The organism is Arthrobacter sp. NPDC056493 (assembly GCF_042795115.1).
Lineage (GTDB): Bacteria > Actinomycetota > Actinomycetes > Actinomycetales > Micrococcaceae > Arthrobacter.
In genome coordinates, this window is sequence record NZ_JBHTSL010000006.1 from 23,914 (window position 1) to 45,610 (window position 21,697).

The window sequence follows — 21,697 nt, forward strand, 5'->3', positions numbered from 1 at the left end:
TCGACATGCCTAAGTGCTAACAAGTCTAATATGAGTCGCCGCGTTGTTAGCATTGGTACCGCTCCGGGCGAAATTCCGGGCGCCTGTCCCCCGGCGGTATGCCCGCGGCCGGAGCGGCTCCCTCCTAGTGCAGAGCGGTGAACGAAATGCAGTACCAGACCTGGGGCCCGCAGGAGATCGCAGCGCCCGCCAAGAACAGCCTGCCTGAGGTTCCTGTGGAGCGCGGCATGGTGCTCGAGGACGTCCAGTCCGGCTGGGTGGGTGCGGTGACCCGGGTGGAGAAGTCCGGCGGCATGCACGTGGTGGCGCTTGAGGACCGCCGCGGAAAGTCCCGGTCCTTCAAGCTGGGTTTCGGATTCCTTTTGGAAGGTCAGCCGGTACGCCTGATGCCGCCGGCGCCCAAAGCGAAGCCCGCAGGGCCGGGCACGACCGGCCGGACGGCGTCGGGTTCGGTGCGGGTGGAAGGGCAGCGCGCACAGGTGGCCAAGGCCAGCCGGATCTGGGTCGAAGGCAAGCATGACGCCGAACTCGTGGAAAAAGTCTGGGGCGACGATCTCCGGGTGGAGGGCATCGTCGTCGAACCCCTGCACGGCATCGATGACCTGGCGGCGGCCGTTGCCTCGTTCCGCCCCGGACCCGGCCGCCGGCTGGGCGTCCTGGTGGACCACCTGGTTCCCGACTCCAAGGAGTCGAGGATCGCCGACGCCGTCATGTCGTCCCCCGGCGCCGCCGGGAACGTGCTGATCGTGGGCCACCCGTACGTCGACGTCTGGCAGGCGATCCGGCCGTCGGTGCTGGGCATTCCGCAGTGGCCGGTGGTGCCGCGCGGCACGGACTGGAAAACCGGCATCCTCGCCGCCTTCGGCTGGCCGCACGCGACCAAGGAGGACATCGGCCTCGGCTGGCAGAAACTCCTGGGCGCCGTGCGCACCTACGCTGACCTTGAGCCGGCCCTGCTGGGCCGGGTGGAAGAGGTCATCGATTTCCTAACAGTTCCATAGCTACTGCCCCGCGATTGGGCGTTGAGCCCGCGATTGCCCTGACGGCCCGGTATCCTTGGTAGGGCGTCACCGCACTGCGGCCCGGGCGCCGTATCAAAGCACTATCGCACCAACGCAAGCTAAAGGAAGACACCGTGGCAGAAGACGCTCGCGACCGCAGGGACACACAGTCCGGCCAGGACCTGCCCCAGTACCATGGCGTTCCGGCCAACGCGCTTCCGCTGACCGCCGGCGAGGACCGGCAGTGGGCCACGCTGGCTCACTTCGGCGGCATCCTCGGCTGTGTTCCGGCCCTGCTGATCTACCTCATCTTCCGCGACCGCGGCCCGTTCACCGCGCAGGAGTCCAAAGAGGCCCTCAACTTCACCCTGCCGCCGACGATTGCGGCCTTCGTGGCCAACCTGCTGGTGCTGCTTCCCGTCGTCGGCAATCTGTTCGCCGTCGTGGCCACGCTCATCTGGATTGCGCTGACCTGCTTCGCGGTGTCCGCGGGCGTCCACGTCAACAAGGGCCAGCCGCACCGGTACCAGTACAACCTCCGCTGGATCAAGTAGCCTGCAGCTCTTGTTTCGGCCGTTAGTCCGGCAGGATCCGGCGGACCACGGCGTCAGCCAGCAGGCGGCCCTTCAGCGTGAGCACCAGGCGTCCCCTGAAGGCCTCCTCGGGCACCACGAGGCCGTCGGCGATCAGCCCGGCCACGGCCTTCCTTCCTGATGGCGCAAGGGCATCGGTTTCGAGGCCTGAGGAAAGCCGGGCCTCCAGCATGACCTTTTCGACGACCCGGGTCCCGGCGTCGAGCGTCTCGCGTCCTGCCGCCGGCGAGACGCCTGAGCCGAGCCGGCCGGCATAGGCGGTGGGGTGCTTCACGTTCCACCAGCGCACCCCGCCCACATGCGAGTGGGCACCGGGTCCGATGCCCCACCAGTCGTCGCCGCGCCAGTAGGCGAGGTTGTGACGGCACGCCTGCTCGGGCATCGCGGACCAGTTGCTGACCTCGTACCAGTTCAGGCCGGCGTCGGAGATCATCTTGTCGGCGAGTTCGTATTTGTCGGCGTGGTCGTCGTCGTCGATTCCCGGAACTTCGCCACGGCGGATCTGGGCGGCGAGCTTGGTTCCGTCCTCAATGATCAACGCGTAGGCGCTGATGTGGTCCGGTTTGTAGGACAGGGCCGTCTCGAGCGAAAAGCGCCAGTCCTCCAATGATTCGCCCGGCGTGCCGTAGATGAGGTCCAGGCTGACGGCGAGTCCGGCGTCGCGGGCCCACTGCACCACGAGCGGGACACGGCTCGGCGTGTGGGTGCGGTCGAGCACCTTAAGAACGTGGGGCACCGCGGACTGCATGCCGAAGGAAACCCGCGTGAAGCCGGCGTCGGCGAGCAGCTGCAGGGACTCCGGCGTGACGGAATCGGGGTTGGCCTCCGTGGTCACCTCGGCACCGGGTTCGATCCCCCACGTGTCTATGCCGGCACGGAGGATTCGCGCCAGGTCCCCGGCAGGCAGGAGCGTCGGCGTCCCGCCGCCGAAGAACACGGTGCTCAGCCTGCGGGCAGGCAGGCCGGAGTCCCGAAGTACCCGCGCGGCTAAGTCCACTTCGGAGATGGCCGTGGAGGCGTACGCGTCCTGGGACGCGCCGCCTCCGAGCTCGGTTGCGGTGTAGGTGTTGAAGTCGCAGTAACCGCAGCGCACGGCACAAAACGGGATGTGCACATAGAGCCCGAAGGCCCGGTCCGCTGCACCGGCGGCCGCCTGCTGGGGCAGCAGGCCGTCTGCCGGCGCGGGGTCACCCAGGGGAAGAACGCTAGGCATGCGTGCGGCCTGCGGAGGTTCCGGCCACGATCATCACTACTTCTTGGCCTTGTCCTTGGATTCGTCGGTGGTCAGGGCTGCGATGAAGGCCTCCTGCGGCACCTCCACGCGCCCCACCATCTTCATGCGTTTCTTGCCTTCCTTCTGCTTTTCCAGCAGTTTGCGCTTACGGGAGATGTCACCGCCGTAGCACTTGGCCAGAACGTCCTTGCGGATGGCGCGGATGGACTCGCGGGCGATGATCCGGGACCCGATGGCGGCCTGGATGGGCACCTCGAACTGCTGGCGCGGGATGAGTTCGCGGAGCTTGCCGGTCATCATGACGCCGTAGGCGTAGGCCTTGTCCTTGTGGGTGATGGCGCTGAAGGCGTCCACCTGTTCGCCCTGGAGCAGGATGTCCACCTTGACCAGGTCGGCGACTTGTTCGCCGTCGGCCTTCCAGTCCAGCGAGGCGTAGCCGCGCGTCTTGGACTTGAGCAGGTCGAAAAAGTCGAAGACGATTTCGGCCAGCGGCATCCAGTACCGCAGCTCAACCCGGTCCTCGGACAGGTAGTCCATGCCGCGCATGACACCGCGGCGGCCCTGGCAGAGCTCCATAATGGCACCGACGAACTCGTTGGGTGCCAGGATTGTCGCGGCCACCATGGGTTCGCGGACCTCATTGATCTTCCCGGAGGGGAACTCGCTGGGGTTGGTCACGGTGACCACGTTCTTGTCCTCGAGCGTGACCTCGTATACGACGTTCGGCGCTGTGGAGATCAGATCCAGGTTGAATTCGCGTTCGAGGCGCTCACGGACGATCTCCAGGTGCAGCAGGCCGAGGAAGCCCACGCGGAAGCCGAAGCCGAGTGCGGCGGAGGTTTCCGGTTCGTAGATCAGGGCGGCATCGTTCAGTTTGAGCTTGTCCAGCGCGTCGCGGAGCACCGGGTAGTCGGTGCCGTCCAGCGGGTAGAGGCCCGAGAACACCATCGGCTTGGGATCCGCATAGCCGCTCAGCGATTCCGCCGCTGGCTTGGCGAGGTTGGTGACGGTGTCGCCCACCTTCGACTGGCGGACATCCTTCACGCCGGTGATGAGATATCCCACCTCACCGACGCCCAGGCCCTTGGACGGTATGGGCTCCGGGGAGCTGACGCCGATTTCCAGCAGTTCGTGGCTGGCCTTGGTGGACATCATCTGGATGCGCTCACGCGGGTGCAGCATGCCGTCAACCACGCGGACATAGGTGACCACGCCGCGGTACGTGTCGTAGACGGAGTCGAAGATCATGGCCCGGGCAGGTGCATCCGGGTCGCCGACGGGTGCGGGCAGGTCGCGCACGATCTTGTCCAGCAGTGCCTCGACACCGACGCCGGTCTTCCCGGAGACCAGCAGCACATCTTCGGGATCGCCGCCGATCAGGCTGGCCAGTTCGGCGGCGTACTTCTCCGGCTGGGCGGCCGGCAGGTCGATCTTGTTCAGGACCGGGATGATGGTGAGATCGTTTTCCATCGCCAGATACAGGTTGGCCAGCGTCTGGGCCTCGATGCCCTGCGCGGCGTCCACCAAGAGAACAGCGCCTTCGCAGGCTGCGAGCGACCGGGACACCTCGTAGGTGAAGTCCACGTGGCCCGGCGTGTCGATCATGTTCAGGGCGTAGCTCATGCCATCGAGCTCCCAGGGCATGCGGACAGCCTGGGACTTGATGGTGATGCCGCGCTCCCGCTCGATATCCATGCGGTCCAGATACTGGGCTTTCATGTCGCGGGACTGCACGACGCCGGTGAACTGCAGCATGCGGTCGGCCAGGGTGGACTTACCGTGGTCAATGTGCGCGATGATGCAGAAATTCCGAATAATGGCCGGATCTGTCGCGGCGGGCACCGGGGCGGTGCGGGCCATGGGAGACACGCAGGGTCCTTACTGTTGGCATTTCAGCGGCGTTGTTCAGGCTGAACTCTGGCCATCCTGCTGCCTGCCGCAATATCTGAACCTCTAGTCTCCCACGTCCAGGGCGCTGGCAGTACATTTTGCGCGGCCAGCACGGCCGGATGTCCAGCCGCCGCGAAACCCGCGCCGGTATGGTGGCCCGCATGGCTTTGAACTTCTCCTCAATAGGCAGCGCCGTCCGTGCATCGCTCCGTTTCCTCGGCGTGTTGAAGCGCCCGGCGGTCCGCACTCCGGCACCCAGACGTCCGTCTGGGGCCACCCGCCGTCCTGCTGCCGCCCCGGGCAGATCCGGAAACGCAGCGCGGCTCCCGGCCGGAGTCACGGGGACATACCCGGGCGACTTCACCGGCACGGCGACCCTGCGCTACTTCCCCTCGCCCGACGGGCGCCCGGACCCCGGCGAGATCGTATGGACCTGGGTTCCCTTCGAAGAGGACCACTCGCGCGGCAAGGACCGGCCGGTCCTGCTGGTTGGCAGCCACGGGCGGTATCTGCTGGGCCTGATGCTGACCAGCAAGGACCACGACGGCCACCCGCAGGCCCGCCTCGATTACGTTGATATCGGCACTGGCCCGTGGGACAAGCAGGGCCGCCCCAGCGAGGCCAAACTGGACCGCGTCCTGCAGATCCACCCGGCCGACATCCGGCGCGAGGGCTCGGTGCTGGACCGGAAGAAGTTTAGGCTGGTGGCGGACGAGTTGCGGCGGTTGCACGGCTGGAAATGACGCCGGCGCGCCGTCCGCGCCCGGAATGGCCACAAATGGCCCCGACCTGCTAATATGTATAGCTGTGTGTCCGTGCAGGTCGACGGTCACTGATGGCTGGCCGCCATAGGTATCCCCACGCCGCTCAGTCAAGGCCAGCTTGAAAGCCCTCTAGACCATTTCCGCATTACAAAGAGAGTTCACACGTGGCAAATATCAAGTCCCAGAAGAAGCGCATCCTCACCAACGAAAAGGCTCGCCTGCGCAACAACGCAGTCAAGTCCGAGCTAAAGACGGCCATCCGCGCCGTCAACACCGCCGTTGAGTCCTCCGACAAGGACGCTGCTACTACTGCGCTCGTTTCTGCCAGCCGTAAGCTGGACAAGGCTGTCAGCAAGGGTGTTCTGCACAAGAACAACGCTGCAAACCGCAAGTCGGCGATCTCCAAAAAGGTCAACGCACTCTAAGGTTTTCCAGTTCATCTGAACTGATGCTTGTGGCCGGCACCGATGGTGCCGGCCACTTCTCTTTTAACTTCCGACGGCGGGACTTCCGAACGGGGGTCACGCCCCCCCTCTGCGTCAGCCAGCCGCCGCCCGCTTCCGGATCGACGGGCTAGCGCCCGCGTGCAGCGGCTGCTATCACCGTCACGGCGTGTTCCACGGCGTAGACAGGATCACGCGACAGTCCTTTGACCTGCGCGTCGGCTTCGGCCGTGACCTGGATGGACCGAGCCAGGCCCTCCGGCGTCCACCTCCGGACGTCCCGCTGCGCCTGTTCCACCAGCCACGGCTGCATGCCCAGCTGCCTGGCGATCTGCGCCGCCGAGCCCTTGGCCCCGGCCACCTTGGCGACCGTCCGCAGCTTCGCCGCCAACGCCGCCACGAGCGGCACCGGATCGGCGCCGGTGGCCAGCGCATGCCGGAGTGTGGACAGGGCCACAGGACCATTGCCGGCCATCGCGGCGTCGGCCACCTTGAAGGCCGTTGCCTCGACCCTGCCGCCGTAGTAGCGGTCCACCATGTCGGCATCAACGGCAGTGGAGGCGTCGGCAACGAGCTGGCTGCAGGCCGCCGCCAGCTCGGACAGGTTGGCGCCGACCGCGTTGACCAAGGACTGGACTGCCTCCGGAGTGATCCGCCGCCCGGCGGCCTTGAACTCCGCCGTGACAAAGGCGGTCTTTTCCGCATCTTTTTTTAGCGGCTGGCAGTCGACAGTCGGCCATCCGCCGGCCTTCACAGCATCGAGGAGCTTCTTGCCGCGGGTTCCGCCACCGTGGCGGAGCACGAGGACGGCATCCTGTTCCACGTGCTTGAGGTAGGTCAGTGCGTCCGCCAGGAAGGCGTCGTTCATCGATTCGAGGCCGTCCACCTCGATCAGCTTGCTCTCACCGAACAGTGACGGACTGACATTCATGGCCAGCGCCCCGGCCTCGTACGAGCCGGCAGTCAGCCTGCTGACTTCCACATCCGGTGCGGCCGCACGTACTTGTGTCCGGACACGGTCCATCGCCCGGATGCCGAGGTACTCCTCTGGACCTGTGATCAGGACGACCGCCGCAGGGGCTACGTCCCGCCACGATGCCGAATTGGCTGCCGGCGTCTTCGGTCGTTGCTGGGCAGCGGCCACTGGTGATTCCTCCCGGAGTTCAGATTGCAGACTCTAAGTCTCCCATGATCGCCGGGGCCGGCGCGGCGGAACGTGGCCTCCGGCAGCCGGTCAAGTAACCGCACGGTGCCGGCGTGAGCGGCGAGGACCAGTTTGATGGTCCGGGCGGGATGGGCAGCCATCCACACGGCGAGCAATGTCACAACGGAGAACAGCAGCATGGTCAGCAACCCGAACACCCCCTCCGGCCAGGGCGGCGCGGCACCGGGAAGACCGGCGGTGAACCGGGCGATGGCTGCCACACCCCCGGCAAAGAAGCCGGCAACGCCGATCAGGACGGTTGCCGGCCACGGCGCGATGGGCAGGATGGCCACGGCAGCCGTACCCAGGACGGTAACCGGCGCTACGAGCGAGGCGGCAAGCACGTTGGCCAGCAGTGAGTAGGTGGAGAACTGTGGCTGCAGCACCACTATGACGGGGCCGCACAGCACCTGGGCTGAAAGCGGCACGGCTACAGCTGCAGCCGCCCAGCGCGGCACCCTCGCCGGAATCCAGCCCATGACGCTGCGGCCCAGCACAATAATTCCCAGCGTGGCCAGGACGGACAGCAGGAACCCAAAGCTGACGCCCAGCTCCGGCTCCACGAGCAGCAGGGCAATCACCGCCAGGCAAAGGAAACTCAGTCCGCGGCCGGCCCGGCCGCCTGCCAAGGCCGCCACAGCAATCGCACCCATGAGCGACGACCGGAGCACGCTCGCATCCGGCCCAACCATGAGGACGAACAGGCCGAGGCCTGCGAGGGCGACGGCCGCCCCCGGAATCCTGGCCAGGCGCAGCGAACGTGCCGCCAACAGCAGTGCGCCGAGTATCAGGCTGCAGTTGGCGCCAGCCATCGTTCAAAAGGGGGGTGGGTCACTCCTACGCGCGAATGGCCGGGCGCGCATAGGCACCCTGGCGGCAGTTGCGGAACCTCCTGCATCACAACCGGCACGGACACGCCTACTGCCGGAGCCCGATACGGGCACGCCCAGCCCGGGCGAGACGCTTATCGACGAAGAGCACGATGTCGCACTGCGCCTTTGACACTGACCGTTTGCGGCCCCCTCTCCAGACGGTAATGGGTCCGATCCAATGGAGTGCCCGCGAGAGGCGAAGGACCCACGTGCCAGGTCAGATCCGCGGGCTTCAAAGATGGGACCGACTTACGGGACGATTTGCGGACTGGCCCTCTTCGGGACGTCGAAGTACTAAAGCAACGCGTTAAACCCTTCTCGATGCTGCTGAGCGGTAATACCCTTTGTCCATGTCACGAAGCGAAGGCGGCAAAAGACTCGAGCCGAAGATGACTCGCGCCGGCTTTCGATTCATGATGACGATGGCGTTCATAATGTTGGTTCTACAGGTGGTCGTTCTGTCCCTGCGACTGTCCCTTCCTTGGTAGGGCGTGAACTACTTGTACATAGCCGTGATTCTGGTTACAGCCGGATTTGTTGGAAGACTGCTCTACGTACGTCGTCATGACTCACCCTTTTGGGACCAGGAGGATGCCGAACGCGAACGATGGAACCAGCGGGGAAGGCAGCTGTAGAAGCCTTTCTACCGGGGTGACAGCGCTAATAGGTTCATCAAGGGTTCGTGCAAGAATCGCCGCATGGATGGGGATGAGCGGCGGATAAGGGACCACTTGATGATCGTCGATGCCCTGGTGCGGGCGGTGGATCGGCGTGACGAGGTCTTTCAGATGATTGAGGATTCAGCGGACGAGGACGAAGCAAGACGTCGGATTGGTCAGCTGTTGGGTGTGGGAGAGTTGGGCAGCCGGGCTGTCCTAGACATGCAGGTTAGGAGATTCAGCCGAGACCACCGTCAGAGGCTCGCTTCCGAGGCAGAAGAACTTAGATCAAAGTTGCCTGACGACCGCTAAGGACCTCCCGTTCTCCGTCGATCACTAGTTCCTCGTCCTCCGACAGAGTTGCTGCTCCTCAGCGATCCGACTTCCGGCTTCCCCCCTTTTGGAGTAGACCAGGGAAACTGGCCCGGTTGAGGTTGCTTCTCTGACGCTCGGCCGGAGAGGATAGCTGTGCCACACCAGGGATAAAATTCCTTTACAGCACTCTCAGCAGATGGGTTCTCGGATGCTACCCCCAGCAGGAGAAGCAAACGCACCATACTTTGGCTCGTGGGAGTCGTGGTCGTCTCCCTTTTCGTTGTGCTACTCGTTGAGGGATTAACCTCGATAGAGGCATTCGTCATGCTGATCCTTGTCTCCGCCGTCGCAGGAATACAATATCTAGTCGACAAATTCCTTCTGGATAACTACAAACCCTAGTTCCGTTGGAGCAGGATGCTCTAGGGTCTCGCAGAGCGTTGCCCCAATGGAGCCGGATGCGTTTACAGGCGACTTAAGCGCGTGCATTGTTTAAGCGCACGGGCGGCGCTCGGGCAGTTCCTTGAATCGGGGGGTAGAGCGACATGCAATGGAGCAAGCTGGTACCGGGAAATCCGTGGCCGCGCGACATGGTGATCCGAGTGAATGATCTTCCGCACCACCTGACGCTCTTGCTCTTTGTCCGGGAGGCATGGTCCCTAGCCGGTGACCTGGACATCCCCCCATTGGAGCCCGCACCCGATTGCGGGCGTTCGCAAATGCCTAACGCATCAGATACCTCCACATGGGACAAGCGCTGGAAAACGGCTTGGAACCATGCATTGAGTTGGTATGAGATCGAAGAGAGGGACCACCATCCCACGCCTGCCGAGATGCGCGATTCCCAGGATCCAAGTCAGGGTTTGAACCCGTTCATCCCACCCTTCTGGACGCAGCAGTACGAATGGGAAGGCCTTGACCGAGACGCATACCAGGCTTGGGAACAACGCCTGATACCCAATTTTCCACACAATGCCGAACGCAGAAGCCTTCAAGCACTTATCCCTGCATGGAAGAGCGGGATCGATACCATTATCGTCCTGCCATACCGCGGCTATTTCGCCCATCGCCTCAGCCACCAACACCTCGTGGTGTCTGCGGACACCAGGAATAACCCAGCTGGCTACAGCCGGGCCCTGCGCGAAAGCACGCGGTAGCTGTGCCACCTCAGGTTCCCGCAGGAAAAATGGAGACCAGACCTTACGAATCGTGCCGTGAAGGGTTGCTCATTGGAAAGGCAGTCTCGTTCCGATGTGCAGGCGCTTTATGAGGCGTAGGTTTCGTGGAATGCGGGGTTGACCCGGCAGGATGATGCCATGGAAAACTTCCGCGATCTGGTCCGGCCCAGCAAGTCAGAGTGGATCGGCGTGCCCAGACGGAAGTCCGGGTCCCGGATCGTTTTGACCGCATGGCTGACCGGCGTGGTCACCATTGGGTTAGCGTTCATCGTCGATCGGGGCTGGGACGAACCGGCACTCACCTGGGAGGAATCGCTCCTGCCAACTAAAGTCTTCACTGCGGCCGCGGGGGCTTGCACGGTCGCGTTTGCCCTGTTGGGGTGGGCGCTGGGCAGGGCATGCGCCTTCGGGCTGGTGATTGTTCTTGCGGCCTGCGCATGGCTGCATGGTTCTGCGGGTGCTGCGTCTGTTCCTGTCTGGGCAACAGAGGCCCTGGTAGCTGTTGTCCTAGCTGCTGCGGAAGCCTGGGCATCGTCGCGGCAGTTGAAAGCGGTCCAGCAGCTCGCGGCCCGATTGAAGGACGGCTCGGCGGTGCGGGTAGGAGCGAACGCGCTGTCGTCTGAACGGCGTGCCCTGATGCAAGGGCGTTGGATCACAGCAGGGCTGGTGGCCGTGTCGGTTGTGCTCTGGGGGTGGTTCTCGGTTCAGTGGTCCATTGCAGGCAACCAGGCTCCACCGCCGGACGGGAATTTCTTCGAGCCCGTCGTTGCCCAGTTTGCTGCTGTGGCGACCGTGCTGACGGTAGTTTCCGCTGGTCGGAATGTTTGGCGGTGGTGGGCTCATAGGCAGGCACGGCTAACAGTATGGATAGTGCCCGGTGCCGGCGGACCTGTCTGGGCACCTGGCCTCGACCCTGCATACGGCGACGGGATTGACCCCAAAGACAGTGAAACTCAAGGATGCTCCTGTCTGGCCGAAGCCCAAAGCCGTGACATTGACGGCGAAGAAGATTGGAGCAGCGGCACAATTCCGGCCGATGACTACTGCCCGGTGCACGGAATCGATGCGATCAATGCGCTGGACCACGATACGTTTCGCGCCCTTGCGCGCGCCGCCTGGCTATGGGACAAGAGCTCGATGGTGCCGTCCACAGGGTCTGACGCTCCTGACACCGCCGCGGGTCTTCTTGCCTTCGCCGGACACACATTCGGCGGAATCCCGGTCCGGAGGAACGGCGATCTGATGGATGCAACAAGCCCACGGGTTGAAGCAGCCGAAGAGCTGAAAACCACTGACGCTGTCGTCCCGGAGTGGGCCGAACCGGAGTTTCTGCCTCCCCCGGAGCGCGGAATCCTCGACATCGTGGACCTCACCCCGGCCGACCTGCCCGGGACAGCAACGCGATACCGCCACGGACGAGCCTGGCACGACCCCAATCCGACTCCTACAGACAAAACCATGCCGTAGAAAGTTTCCCGGGGGTGCGCGCAGTGGAGAGCAGAACCGCTTGCCGAACGACGGCTCTGATTCGTGACAGTCGTCGGAGGAAGGTGCACCGGCAACTGCTGATCCTTTTGCCTGCTGGAAAGGCGGGGAATTACTTGTTACTTCGCGTCGAGGGTTATCCGGCCCAACGATTCGCGGAACACGACCATGTCCCCATAGCGACGGGCGATTTCGATTACTGTCCGGTTGTCCGTCAGAGTCGGGTCCAACGGTTTACTCAGTACCCCGACGACGACTGAATCTATTGCTGTATTGAGTCCCACCGACTGGATGCCGCCCTTGCCCTGCATAAGATACTTCTTCGCGAGGAGATCTTTGAGGGCATCAAGTTCGTACCAGGACCAGCGAGCGTCCGCCGTGACAATTCGGTGGCGGCCGGGATCCAGTTTCGTCGCCAGCTCTTCGTACGCCGACGCGGCCGGATCATCCGGCTTGGCCACCCCGACATATACCTTCGAGTAATCCGAGGCGAAATAGGAGCCAGAGAAAACCTTGGGGTGAGCCATCGCATACTCATTTACCTTACCCGCCAAAACGTTCAGTACCCCGGTGGGGGCGCCCTTGAAAACGGGGTCGGAGTAGATGCGGATGTTGTCAGCGGTTTGGGTTGTATCGTTCGTTAGCGCCGTTGGCCCTGGGGCCGGTCCGTCCGCGCCCGCGCACCCGGTAACGCAAAGGGCGCAACCAAGTACGGCCAGCACCAAGGGTCTGAAGACTTCCATCCACCGTGCCTCGTCCGTGAGTCCCTATAACGGACTATTGACCCGCTATAGAGGCCTGTCAAGGGCAGGCAAAGCCTTCGCCCACACTATATGTCCCTCACAGACCCTCAGGCGCGGTGTGCGCCTGGCCTCTTGGGAGGGGTTGTTCTGTCGTACGGGTGAGAAAGCGGCCGGCACGCCGGAAGTCCCGGACGACGAATGCAATACCGATTACCAGTAGACCGACGGCGATGAGCATGAACCAAGCGAACAGATCATCACCTCGAATGGCGAGTCGCAGTGCTTGCGGAAGGAAGACAAGCCGGTATAACGGAGCGAACAGTAGCTGCGTGGCTAACCCCTTGCGCATCTGCACCGCCGCACCCCGGGCTACCGCAAGATGTTCCCGCTCAGCAGGGATTTTTCCTGCAATCTGTTGCCTGATCTGTTTTCGCTCTTCAGATTCCAGGGAAAGCAGCACAACGACATTGCCGTATTTGGCGGCTGGGACCACGTGCTTTGAGTTGTAGATGAGGCCTCCGGTCAATACAGCAACCACGGCGAGGCCACAGCCAATCATCAGGTACAGAGGCCAGTCCGGTCAGATCCTCTGGGGGCGAAGAATGCGCCCAAAGCGATGACGACGACCAGAACGAACAATCCTAGTGGGAGGTAGCGCGCGTAGTATGCCGTGACAGCCTGACCGAGGCCTTTATCCACCAGCCCTTGGGCCCTTCTGGTGACTTTTGCCCACAGGTCGTCGGAGCCGGCAGCCAAGTACTCAATTCAGCCCATGATCCTCCTCCGCAAGTGCAACACTGGGATCGTCATAATCCTCTAGCCTCGTCGTCTGCTCAAATCATGACCGATTTGTCAGATACGGCCAACGCTCATGCGCTTGAAAAAATCCACAGCATCCAGGAAGTGCGCCGCACGGCGTTCCTCAGCGGATGTCGTCATTTCCTCTTATTAGTCATTTGTGAAAATACCGTGATGGTTGCCACGAGGGTGAAAGCGGCCGCGAACGTCGGCCAGAACCTGTCGTTGAATGTTCCTATCGTCAGTGCCAGAAATCCGCTCATGACCAGGGCGGCGATGACCAGACTGGCAAATATGAGTAGAATCTGCCGTTTACTCAATGGGACCCTCCATTTGGTTGCTCTGACTGTAAGGCTCTTCCAGTGATTCAGGTAGCGGTCAGTGAAGGTTCCCGCGCCAACCTTTTTGAGGAGGCCCGCAGGCGAGGGCATCGAAGCGACAGCATTGCATGCTCTCGCCGTGGCCGTTCTGCCTAGTGGCATCCCGCTTCCACCATGCCGAGCGTGGAATACGCGAGGAGAATGTATCTACTGCCAGTGTCATCAACCACAAGGAGTTGGTCCCAGCCGTGGTCCTTCCAACCGCTGACTTCTGGGGCCGCAACGGCCGCGTCGGTGTCACCACACAAGGAGATTGGACCAATCGGCTCATTCTCGTTTACCCGGACACTTTGGAAACCTGGGCATTCGTGGCGAGTTCGAGTCCTGGAGAAGGGGACTTCGATTTCTACCCGCTGAACGATCAAGCAGCCGACGAGGTCATGACGGAACTTGGGATCGTGTGGCTTGCTCGAAGCGCAGAAGAGGAGCGGCTCGAAGATTATGTTTTTGGCCTCCGTGCGCACCTTTCGGACGATAACTCTTACCGAGGGATGCTGCGCCGAGGCCTCAAAAAGCTCTTTGGCAGGGCCTCCACGGGCTCAGCTACGAGAACGGAAGCGTCGATATAAATCTGGTGAATGGACCCAAGTCTGGGATGAGATCCGGCGGCTGCGTCCAGTGCCGCAAGAACGCCGGGCAGAGGTAGAAGAAGTAGCCGCCATGACGATGCTTCAAGCCGGCAGGCAGCTTGGTCATATCGTGGAAGCGCTCCAAGGCATGGGGTTCGAACCGGTAACGCCCGGCACGCCGTGGAGGCTCAACGAGCCCGGGTCTGACATGGCAGCGGTAAGCGCCGCCGTCACACTCGTCGGAGCTGCCGCCTTGGCACTCTGGCTGATCGTCGTCGCTCTCGGCATGAGATCCCCGCACTCAGCAGAACGTGGCACGCCGGAGCAGCCTTAGCTTCGTTACATGCGGAATCTTCCGTCGCGTGGACAGGCCGCTCACACAAGTACGGAGGGTACAAACGCTCAACCACCTCGGCGCACTCACACCCGAAGTCGTCAACGCGGCAAGGGAAACACTCCTCATAGGCCTCGAAACCTAGTCCTTCTGCCGCTGGCCGCGAACGCGGATGACCCCGACGACCCCGCCCAGAGCGAAGGGGAATGCCACTAGGGCGGCCAGGTGACGCATCAGATTGTAGGGGTTCACCCAAGCCGCCCAGCCCACGAGGATCCCTGGCAGTGCCACGCACACCGTCACCCATACGGGATTGCCGCGGAGGTGCGACCAGGCACCGGCCGCGAGGGAGAGTGCGCAGCCGGCCAGGATGTAGCGGCCACCGATCCAGACCTCTTCCTGCTCGGCCGGACTTGGCAACCCGATATGCCAGTTGGCGCGCGCGATCCCGTAGCCAATCAGGACCATCGAGGCGAGGACGAGCAGGATCCAGGCGATGGTTCCAGTCCATCGTGGGCGGGCACTGCGGGCATACCGGTCGGCGAACTGTCGCATGCGGGAGCCGGCTATCCAGCCATCACGAGATCGTTTCGCATTTGCAATTATCCGAGGCGCTCGAACACCATGGTTGCCTGGATGCGGTCACCGCCGCCAATCATTCCTTGCTCCCGCTGCTCGCGGTGGTTATGGTGTGGAGTCGGTAGCCCTTCGCGGCTTGATCGTTAATCGCCTTTTCCAGGGGGGTCAGGTCGCCTGAACCTGTTCCCCACAGTTTCTCTTTGAGGATTACGTGTAGGACGACGTACTGCATAACGCTGTTTCCTCCCCCTTACTGGTCAACTGGCAGCAATGCTACGCGATGGGTCGGGACCGCTCCTCGGGCGCCGCGATGGGGCTGTGCTCCTTGCATAGGCACGGCCTGAAGACTTCAAATCCGTACCATCTTCAAGATAGAGGTGGGTAGCGAAAATCCCTCCGACCAGCCGTTTTGCTTAGGCAAGAGGCCCGGCAGGGCCACGAGACCCACCCCTGAGAGTTCCCCAGACATCATTTAAAACAGGGGTGGGTCATTCCTATGCGCTAATGGCCGGGCGCGCATAGGCAGCCTGGCGGCAATTTCCTAATTCTGCATCGCAAGGGTCACGAACACGACGTCTGCCCGAGCAGCACCTGCCCGTGAACCCAATTGGGTTGGGATGGCGTGAATGGATATGATCCCGGAGCATGAGCGCAACGCCGAGCACCAATGGAACCATCCGGGCTGTCTTCCTTGACGTGGACGGCACCTACGCGGATTACGGCGTCGTCCCCGACGGTCATGTGCGCGCCGTACGGGCAGCACGCGAGGCCGGACACCGTGTTCTGCTGTGCACCGGGCGTCCCGTGGCCATGTTGCCCGAAAGCATCCTCGCTGCGGGTTTTGATGGCCTCGTGGCCAGTGCCGGCGCCTACGTCGAGGTAGCCGGCAGAGTGCTCGTGGACCGGCGCTTCCCGCCGGACCTTGCGGCCAGAACAGTCAGGGCGCTCGACGCGCACGACGCCGTATACATCCTGGAGGCGCAGGAGGATCTGCACGCTCCCCCGGCGGCCCTGGAACGTTTGCGGGCCATCCTTGACGCCCATTTCAGCCAGGCACCGGAAGGCCCAGTGGGTGCTTCCGACATTTTCGACGCGGTGCGCCCCACGCTGGACCGTGCCGAAGTAGCTTTCGCCAAGGTCTCCGTTTTTGACTCCCCAGTTTCAATGGAGCACCTGGTCAGGGAGATCGGCGGCGCCATTGCCGTGGTCGCGAATTCGGTGGCCGACGAGGGCCGGCACGCGGGGGAACTATACCATCGCGGCATCAGCAAGGCCGATGGTGTCGCGGCAGCCATCGCCCATCTGGGCATTGACCGCCAAGACACGATCGCGATGGGCGACGGAGCCAACGACCTGGAAATGATCGCCTATGCAGGCGTCGGTGTCGCCATCGAAGGATCCGCGCCCGAGCTTATGGCCATCGCGGACCGCACCGCTGCGCGTCCGCGGGACGAAGGCCTCGTTGCTGCCTTCGCCGAACTCGGCCTCATCTGATCCGGCCTTCAGCGGCTTCTGCGAGTCCTGTGATGGAAGAATGAGCGACTCGCCTCGAATAAATTCGACTCACGAACGCAAGCGCATCTAGCATTGTGGAGACGCCGAAAGGAAGTGACCATGGCTTCCAGCTCAACGCTCCGCCACATAAACCAGGCCCGGGTACTTGACGCCCTCAGGAGGCACGGCCCCCGTTCACGCATCGGGCTCTCGGAACTTCTCGGACTGCAGCGATCAACAATCACAGTCATCACAGGCGCACTCATCGACGACGGCCTTGTCCGCGAGATGCACGCCGACGGACCCGCACCGAAAGGCGCCGGCCGCCCCCGCGTCACACTGGAGTTGTGCCCTGAGGGCGCATACTTCGCCGGTTTGGACCTCGGCAACGAGACCTCCACCGCCATCGTCGTGGACCTCAGCGGTTCAGAAGTAGGGCGGGCGTCAGCGGCCACCGACCGCACGGATCCGGCTGCCGCGGAAAAGAACCTGCTGGCACTGCTTGAGACTGTTCTGACAAAGCATGCTGGTGTGCGTGCCCGTTTGCAGGGCATCGGCATCACCGTGCCCGGCACTGTGGTGGAAGGCAAGATCCAGCGGGCCCCGATCCTCGGCTGGCGCCATGTCACCTTCGGCGACCTGATAGCCCGCGGAACCGGTGTGCCGGTTTCGATCGACAACGATGCCAACGCTGCGGCGATCAGCGAGGCGCAGTTTGGAATCGGACGTGACAGCAGCGACCTCCTCTATATCCTCCTGGACACCGGGGTGGGTTCCGGCTTGGTCCTCGATCGCCGGATCTACCGTGGCAGCCTCGGCCAGGTCGGCGAAGTTGGCCACATCCGTATCCCCCGGGGTGACGGTTCACCGGCAGCCAAGTGGCCCAGCGTGGAAGACGTTATCGGCCTCTCGGGACTGCGGAAGAGCTACACCGCCCTGGGCGGGACGGCCACGGACTTCGCCGGTTTTCTGCAGGACCTGGCAGCTGACGGCAAGGCAGCCGCCAGCGCTGCGGCCGAATGGCAACAGCACCTCTCGTGGTTCACGTCCACTCTGGTGTGGATGCTGTCCCCCCAACTGGTGGTGTTTGGCGGACGGGCGTCTGCCATCCTCAGCAATAACGAGGCGATGTCGGCTGTGGTTCATGGCACCGAAGCAGACCCGGACCGGACGCAGTTTGCCGTTTCCGCCTTCGGCGCCGATGCCATCGCCATGGGGGCGGCAGCGCTTCCCATGAGCGAGTTTTTCTCGCTTCCCGCCCTGCGTCCGGAGCAGGAACCTGCGTACGGGCGCACCGGGACCTCAGACGGCTCTAGCGCCTGACGCCCTGTTCCATGGTCCCCACCGGCCGCAGTTGCGTCGCTCGCCCGGGTGCTATGACGCGTCCAGGTCCGTTTCGAGGAGGACGGCCAGCTTCTCGAGTGCATCCCCGGCGCATGCATCATCGGCGCGCAGCACCACGGTGTCACCATAGGCCGCTCCGAGGGTCATGAGGGACAGGATGCTCGATGCATCCAGTGCTTCGTCCGCCCGGGTGCCGCGCAGGGCGATGGTCACGTCGATGTCGAGTTGGGCAGCGGCGTCGGCGAAAATCGCCGCAGGGCGGGCGTGCAGACCGGATCGGCTGGCAACGACGGCCGTTCGTTCGGTCATGGTGTTCTCCTTTGATGAGGTTATGGTCTTGTCTTCTGGAGTCCGGAGCCGGACAGGTGGAGCGTTGTGCGAGGGCGGCGTGTCAGGCAAGGACGACGGCGGCCCCCGGGCTGCCGTCCGACAGCAGCGTTTGCGCTGCAAGCCGTCCGGCGGCGGCCGCCCAGCGGGCCGGCTGTTCCATGGCGGACTGCGGGTCACCGGCAAGCTGGTCGAGACCGAGCGCCCAGGTACCGGCGTCGGCCCGGACGCGGCCAGCGATCACGGCGGACGAAGTGCCGGCATCAGCGGCCCGCTGCAGGACATTCCCCACAAGCTTTCCGATCCGGCTTTGGCCGTCAAATGAGCCTTCACCAGTGATGACAAGGTCAGCTTTCCGGATGCGCTCATCCAGTTGCACGAGTTCTGCAATCCGGTCGGCTCCCGAGGAGATGTTCGCCCCGTAGGCGGCCATGAATCCGTATCCCGCGCCGCCTGCGGCACCGGACCCGGGCGTAGCGGGATCGACTCCGGCCAGCACGGAAAAGCGTTCCAGCGCCTGGTCAAGCAAGTGAACCTGCGCGCCAGTTGCGCCCTTTTGTGGACCAAACACAGAAGCGGCCCCCTGCGGTCCCGTCAGTGGCGCCGTGACATCAGAGAGCAGCTTGATTCCGCCCGGGACCGGCAGCAATCCGGAAAAATCAATGGATGCAACGCGTGTCAGGCCAACTCCGCCGTCGGAAATTTCCTTGCCGGTGGCGTTCAACGCCACCGCGCCCAGCGCACGCAGGGCGCCCAGCCCGCCGTCGGTGGATGCGCTGCCGCCAAGTCCCAGCCAGACCTCATGGGCCCCGGCGTTCACGGCCGCCCGGATCAGTTCGCCTACACCGCGCGTGGTTGCCGTCAGCGGAGACGGTTCGACTACGGACGGCAACCCGGCGATCTGAGCCAGTTCGACGACGGCCACCCCTTCCGGGAGCCGAAGCCATTCGCCGCGGCGGGGCGTCCCGTCCGCACCTGTGACGCCTTCCACGCTGCATCGGACACTGCCGGGCATTACGGCCTCGATGGCGTCCAGTGTGCCCTCCCCTCCGTCAGCGAGCGGAAGGAGTTCCAAATCATCGCCGGGCCTGACGGATCGCCAGCCTCCGGCAATGGCGGTGGCCGCTTGCCGTGCGGTGAGGGTCCCCTTGAACGAGTCGGGGGCAATCAGGATCCGGACCGGTGCCGCGGGCTCTTGGTTTTGTGTCATAGAACGAACACCGTAGCTTTAATTCGCGACATGAACAATCTACCCGGAAAGTATTGACAGGCACCGATGTCGCTTCTACGCTTTGATTAATTCATCACACGAACAAACCCATTCAGAACCCCTGGAACATGGGCTAGTCCTGAGCTAATTAATTCATTCACCGAACGAACATCACTTTTCAAGGGAGAACATGATGGCCATACCCGCAAGCGGATCCGTTGGATCGCGCATCATCGACCAGATGGGCGGTGTTGACAACATCACCAATCTGACTCACTGCGCAACCCGGCTGCGTTTCGAGCTCCGCGATTCGTCCGTCGTCAGCGACGACGCCGTCGATGCAATCCCCGAAGTCATGGGTGTTGTCCGGCAGGATGCACAGCGCTACCAGGTGATTGTCGGCGGCGCCGTCAACCACCTGTACGTCGAGATGACGAGGGCCTTCCCGCAGCTCGGCAAGGGCGGCGCGGATACCGACCCGGACGCGATGCGCGAGCTCAAGGCCGAACTGCAGGACCGCGGACCCCGGGGTAAATTCGCCTGGCTCAACTGGTTCTTCGAATTCCTCGCTGACTCCTTCCGCCCTGTCCTGGGAGCGATGCTTGGAGCGTCGATCTTCATCACGGTCATGGCGCTCCTGGCCACCCTTAAAGTCATTCCGGCGTGGAACGCCCCCGGTGTCACGCTGGATGCGTCGCTGAGCTTCGTCAACCTCGCGTGGCAGGCCGTCTTCGTGTTCCTGCCCCTCATGGTGGCCTACAACGCCACGAAGAAGGTCGGGGCCGACCCGTGGGTCGGCTTCTCGATCATGGCCGTCATGATGCTGCCAGCCTTCACCCAACTGGCAGGGGCCGGCGCCAAGCTTCCCGCCGTGGTGAACGTCTTCGGCCTGCCGCTGACGATCTTCAACTACAGCTCCCAGGTCTTCCCGCCGCTGCTCATGGCGCTGCTGCTCGGACCGCTCTACACGCTCCTGCGCAAGGTGATCCCGAGCAACCTCCAGGTCATCTTCGTTCCGTTCCTTTCGATGCTCGTCATGATCCCCGTCACCGCCTTCATCCTTGCGCCCCTGGGCGTCTACGCCGGCAGCGGCATCGGCAACCTCTTCGTCACCGTCAACGGCTTCTCTCCGCTGATCTTCGCCGTGCTGGTCGGCGCCCTCTACCCCTTCCTGGTGATCACCGGTACGGCCTGGTCAGTGGTGCCGATCATGTTCCTGAACATCTCCACCCTCGGGTACGACTTCATCCAGGGCCCCATGGGCGCATGGAACTTCGGCTGCTTCGGCGTTACCGCCGGTGTGCTCCTGATTTCGGTCCGCCGGAAGAACGCCCAGATGGAACAGGTGGCCGGCGGCGCCCTCACGGCGGGCCTGCTCGGCGGAATCTCCGAACCCTCCCTCTACGGCGTCCACCTGCGCTTCGCCAAGCGCACCATCCCCGCGATCCTCGCCGGCAGCATCGCCGGCGCGTTCATCATGGGCCTGGGCGGCGGCGTCACCACCAACGCCTTCCTCTTCACCTCCCTGCTGACCATCCCGGCCTTCAACAACATCCCCCTGTACGCCATCGGCATCGGCGTCGCGTTCCTCGTCTCCATGTTGACGATCACGACGCTCGGGTACGAAGGCCCGAACTCGGGGATCTTCGGCCGCAAATCCAAGGGCAACCACCTCCAGACACCGGAGAACCCCGCTGCGGCTGCGGACTCCCCCGCCGCTGAACAGCAGGAACTCCTTGCCCCGGCCAATGGAACCGTCATCCCGCTCTCCGAGGTCCCCGATCCGGTCTTCGCCGCCGGAACACTGGGCGACGGCTTCGCGATCGATCCCACCGACGGCCGGTTCGTATCCCCAGTGTCCGGCAAAGTCGTGACAGTCTTCCCCACCGGCCACGCCTACGGCATCCGCACCGAGGCCGGGGTGGACGTCCTGATCCACATCGGCATGGACACCGTCAACCTCAAGGGCGCGGGCTTCACCGCCCACGTGTCCAAGGGCGACCAGGTAGCCGCAGGCGACCTGCTCTGCGACGTGGACCTTAACGTGATCACAGCAGCCGGATACTCCACGGTGACTCCGGTGGTGATCACGACCAAGAAGGCGGCCGAGGGACTTTCTGTCATCTCAGGCCCGGCCGAAGCGGGAACCACCCCCGCCGGCCGCTACAGCCTCGCGGCCCCGGTCGCCGTCTGACCACCCAAGGAACCGGCGCCGAAGCGCCCGACGCGACGGCGCCGGTTTCCTCCGGGACATCATCCATCAACCCCTCCCGAAGACAGG

23 protein-coding genes are annotated in these 21,697 nt (G+C 63.5%); 13 read left to right on the forward strand and 10 right to left on the reverse strand.

Annotation, left to right across the window (positions count from 1 at the left end):
* Positions 1–146: 146 nt before the first annotated feature.
* Together ACFQ50_RS04040 and ACFQ50_RS04045 are read left to right on the forward strand one after the other, a co-directional pair.
* Positions 147–1,001 (forward strand): DUF3097 domain-containing protein, encoded by an 855-nt coding sequence (locus tag ACFQ50_RS04040; RefSeq protein ID WP_377994229.1) that lies wholly within the window; start codon positions 147–149, stop codon positions 999–1,001.
* A gap of 134 nt (positions 1,002–1,135) precedes the next feature.
* A complete protein-coding gene (locus tag ACFQ50_RS04045) occupies positions 1,136–1,555 on the forward strand; it encodes a DUF4870 domain-containing protein (protein ID WP_377994230.1) in 420 nt (139 codons plus the stop codon).
* A gap of 22 nt (positions 1,556–1,577) precedes the next feature.
* On the opposite strand, the gene hemW is transcribed toward ACFQ50_RS04045, so the two are convergent.
* Both hemW and lepA read right to left on the reverse strand, forming a co-directional pair.
* Entirely contained in the window at positions 1,578–2,807 is a 1,230-nt protein-coding gene (gene hemW, locus ACFQ50_RS04050) for a radical SAM family heme chaperone HemW (RefSeq protein ID WP_377994231.1), read from the reverse strand.
* A gap of 36 nt (positions 2,808–2,843) precedes the next feature.
* Entirely contained in the window at positions 2,844–4,697 is a 1,854-nt protein-coding gene (gene lepA, locus ACFQ50_RS04055) for a translation elongation factor 4 (RefSeq protein ID WP_377994232.1), read from the reverse strand.
* 182 nt (positions 4,698–4,879) lie between these two features.
* Here lepA and ACFQ50_RS04060 point away from each other — a divergent pair, with 182 nt between their 5' ends.
* Both ACFQ50_RS04060 and rpsT read left to right on the forward strand, forming a co-directional pair.
* Positions 4,880–5,461, forward strand: a complete 582-nt coding sequence (locus ACFQ50_RS04060; protein ID WP_377994233.1) for a type II toxin-antitoxin system PemK/MazF family toxin — start codon at positions 4,880–4,882, stop codon at positions 5,459–5,461.
* Between the two features lie 185 nt (positions 5,462–5,646).
* A complete protein-coding gene (rpsT, locus tag ACFQ50_RS04065; RefSeq protein ID WP_111903413.1) occupies positions 5,647–5,907 on the forward strand; it encodes a 30S ribosomal protein S20 in 261 nt (86 codons plus the stop codon).
* A gap of 148 nt (positions 5,908–6,055) precedes the next feature.
* Here rpsT and holA read toward each other — a convergent pair whose 3' ends face one another.
* Positions 6,056–7,069 carry a DNA polymerase III subunit delta gene (gene holA, locus ACFQ50_RS04070; RefSeq protein ID WP_377994234.1) on the reverse strand — a complete coding sequence of 338 codons (1,014 nt, stop codon included), beginning with the start codon at positions 7,067–7,069 and terminating at the stop codon, positions 6,056–6,058.
* Positions 7,006–7,941: a ComEC/Rec2 family competence protein gene (locus ACFQ50_RS04075; RefSeq protein WP_377994235.1), complete on the reverse strand. Its 936-nt coding sequence runs from the start codon at positions 7,939–7,941 to the stop codon at positions 7,006–7,008. Before ACFQ50_RS04075 ends, holA begins: the two co-directional genes overlap by 64 nt.
* Before the next feature lie 758 nt (positions 7,942–8,699).
* On the opposite strand from ACFQ50_RS04075, the gene ACFQ50_RS04080 reads away from it, so the two are divergent.
* The 3 genes from ACFQ50_RS04080 to ACFQ50_RS04090 all read left to right on the forward strand — a co-directional run bounded on the left by ACFQ50_RS04080 (position 8,700) and on the right by ACFQ50_RS04090 (position 11,620).
* On the forward strand, positions 8,700–8,972 hold the full coding sequence (locus ACFQ50_RS04080; RefSeq protein WP_377994236.1) for a DNA gyrase subunit A: 273 nt from the start codon (positions 8,700–8,702) through the stop codon (positions 8,970–8,972).
* Positions 8,973–9,520: 548 nt separating this feature from the next.
* On the forward strand, positions 9,521–10,132 hold the full coding sequence (locus tag ACFQ50_RS04085) for a hypothetical protein (RefSeq protein WP_377994237.1): 612 nt from the start codon (positions 9,521–9,523) through the stop codon (positions 10,130–10,132).
* 159 nt (positions 10,133–10,291) lie between these two features.
* Positions 10,292–11,620, forward strand: a complete 1,329-nt coding sequence (locus tag ACFQ50_RS04090; protein ID WP_377994238.1) for a hypothetical protein — start codon at positions 10,292–10,294, stop codon at positions 11,618–11,620.
* A 137-nt stretch (positions 11,621–11,757) separates the two neighbouring features.
* Here ACFQ50_RS04090 and ACFQ50_RS04095 read toward each other — a convergent pair whose 3' ends face one another.
* Together ACFQ50_RS04095 and ACFQ50_RS04100 are read right to left on the reverse strand one after the other, a co-directional pair.
* Positions 11,758–12,381, reverse strand: coding sequence for a hypothetical protein (locus ACFQ50_RS04095; protein ID WP_377994239.1), 624 nt, complete (start codon positions 12,379–12,381; stop codon positions 11,758–11,760).
* Between the two features lie 97 nt (positions 12,382–12,478).
* Positions 12,479–12,919: a hypothetical protein gene (locus ACFQ50_RS04100; protein ID WP_377994240.1), complete on the reverse strand. Its 441-nt coding sequence runs from the start codon at positions 12,917–12,919 to the stop codon at positions 12,479–12,481.
* Between the two features lie 302 nt (positions 12,920–13,221).
* Here ACFQ50_RS04100 and ACFQ50_RS04105 point away from each other — a divergent pair, with 302 nt between their 5' ends.
* The 3 genes from ACFQ50_RS04105 to ACFQ50_RS04115 all read left to right on the forward strand — a co-directional run bounded on the left by ACFQ50_RS04105 (position 13,222) and on the right by ACFQ50_RS04115 (position 14,462).
* The gene (locus ACFQ50_RS04105; protein ID WP_377994241.1) at positions 13,222–13,545 is read left to right on the forward strand and encodes a hypothetical protein; all 324 of its coding nucleotides are present in this window, start codon (positions 13,222–13,224) and stop codon (positions 13,543–13,545) included.
* Between the two features lie 202 nt (positions 13,546–13,747).
* Positions 13,748–14,128 carry a hypothetical protein gene (locus tag ACFQ50_RS04110; protein WP_377994242.1) on the forward strand — a complete coding sequence of 127 codons (381 nt, stop codon included), beginning with the start codon at positions 13,748–13,750 and terminating at the stop codon, positions 14,126–14,128.
* Between the two features lie 91 nt (positions 14,129–14,219).
* The gene (locus ACFQ50_RS04115; protein ID WP_377994243.1) at positions 14,220–14,462 is read left to right on the forward strand and encodes a hypothetical protein; all 243 of its coding nucleotides are present in this window, start codon (positions 14,220–14,222) and stop codon (positions 14,460–14,462) included.
* A 141-nt stretch (positions 14,463–14,603) separates the two neighbouring features.
* On the opposite strand, the gene ACFQ50_RS04120 is transcribed toward ACFQ50_RS04115, so the two are convergent.
* Both ACFQ50_RS04120 and ACFQ50_RS04125 read right to left on the reverse strand, forming a co-directional pair.
* A complete protein-coding gene (locus tag ACFQ50_RS04120; protein ID WP_377994244.1) occupies positions 14,604–15,017 on the reverse strand; it encodes a hypothetical protein in 414 nt (137 codons plus the stop codon).
* A 100-nt stretch (positions 15,018–15,117) separates the two neighbouring features.
* The gene (locus ACFQ50_RS04125; RefSeq protein WP_377994245.1) at positions 15,118–15,273 is read right to left on the reverse strand and encodes a DUF4177 domain-containing protein; all 156 of its coding nucleotides are present in this window, start codon (positions 15,271–15,273) and stop codon (positions 15,118–15,120) included.
* A gap of 413 nt (positions 15,274–15,686) precedes the next feature.
* Here ACFQ50_RS04125 and ACFQ50_RS04130 point away from each other — a divergent pair, with 413 nt between their 5' ends.
* Together ACFQ50_RS04130 and ACFQ50_RS04135 are read left to right on the forward strand one after the other, a co-directional pair.
* Positions 15,687–16,535 carry an HAD-IIB family hydrolase gene (locus tag ACFQ50_RS04130; protein ID WP_377994246.1) on the forward strand — a complete coding sequence of 283 codons (849 nt, stop codon included), beginning with the start codon at positions 15,687–15,689 and terminating at the stop codon, positions 16,533–16,535.
* A 120-nt stretch (positions 16,536–16,655) separates the two neighbouring features.
* Positions 16,656–17,858 (forward strand): ROK family protein, encoded by a 1,203-nt coding sequence (locus ACFQ50_RS04135; RefSeq protein WP_377994247.1) that lies wholly within the window; start codon positions 16,656–16,658, stop codon positions 17,856–17,858.
* A 51-nt stretch (positions 17,859–17,909) separates the two neighbouring features.
* On the opposite strand, the gene ACFQ50_RS04140 is transcribed toward ACFQ50_RS04135, so the two are convergent.
* Positions 17,910–18,188 carry an HPr family phosphocarrier protein gene (locus ACFQ50_RS04140; RefSeq protein WP_377994248.1) on the reverse strand — a complete coding sequence of 93 codons (279 nt, stop codon included), beginning with the start codon at positions 18,186–18,188 and terminating at the stop codon, positions 17,910–17,912.
* Positions 18,189–18,270: 82 nt separating this feature from the next.
* Positions 18,271–19,416, reverse strand: a complete 1,146-nt coding sequence (locus ACFQ50_RS04145) for a glycerate kinase (protein WP_377994249.1) — start codon at positions 19,414–19,416, stop codon at positions 18,271–18,273.
* 193 nt (positions 19,417–19,609) lie between these two features.
* Between ACFQ50_RS04145 and ACFQ50_RS04150 the strand changes: the two genes are divergently transcribed.
* Entirely contained in the window at positions 19,610–21,610 is a 2,001-nt protein-coding gene (locus tag ACFQ50_RS04150) for a glucose PTS transporter subunit IIA (protein WP_377994250.1), read from the forward strand.
* Positions 21,611–21,697: the final 87 nt, after the last annotated feature.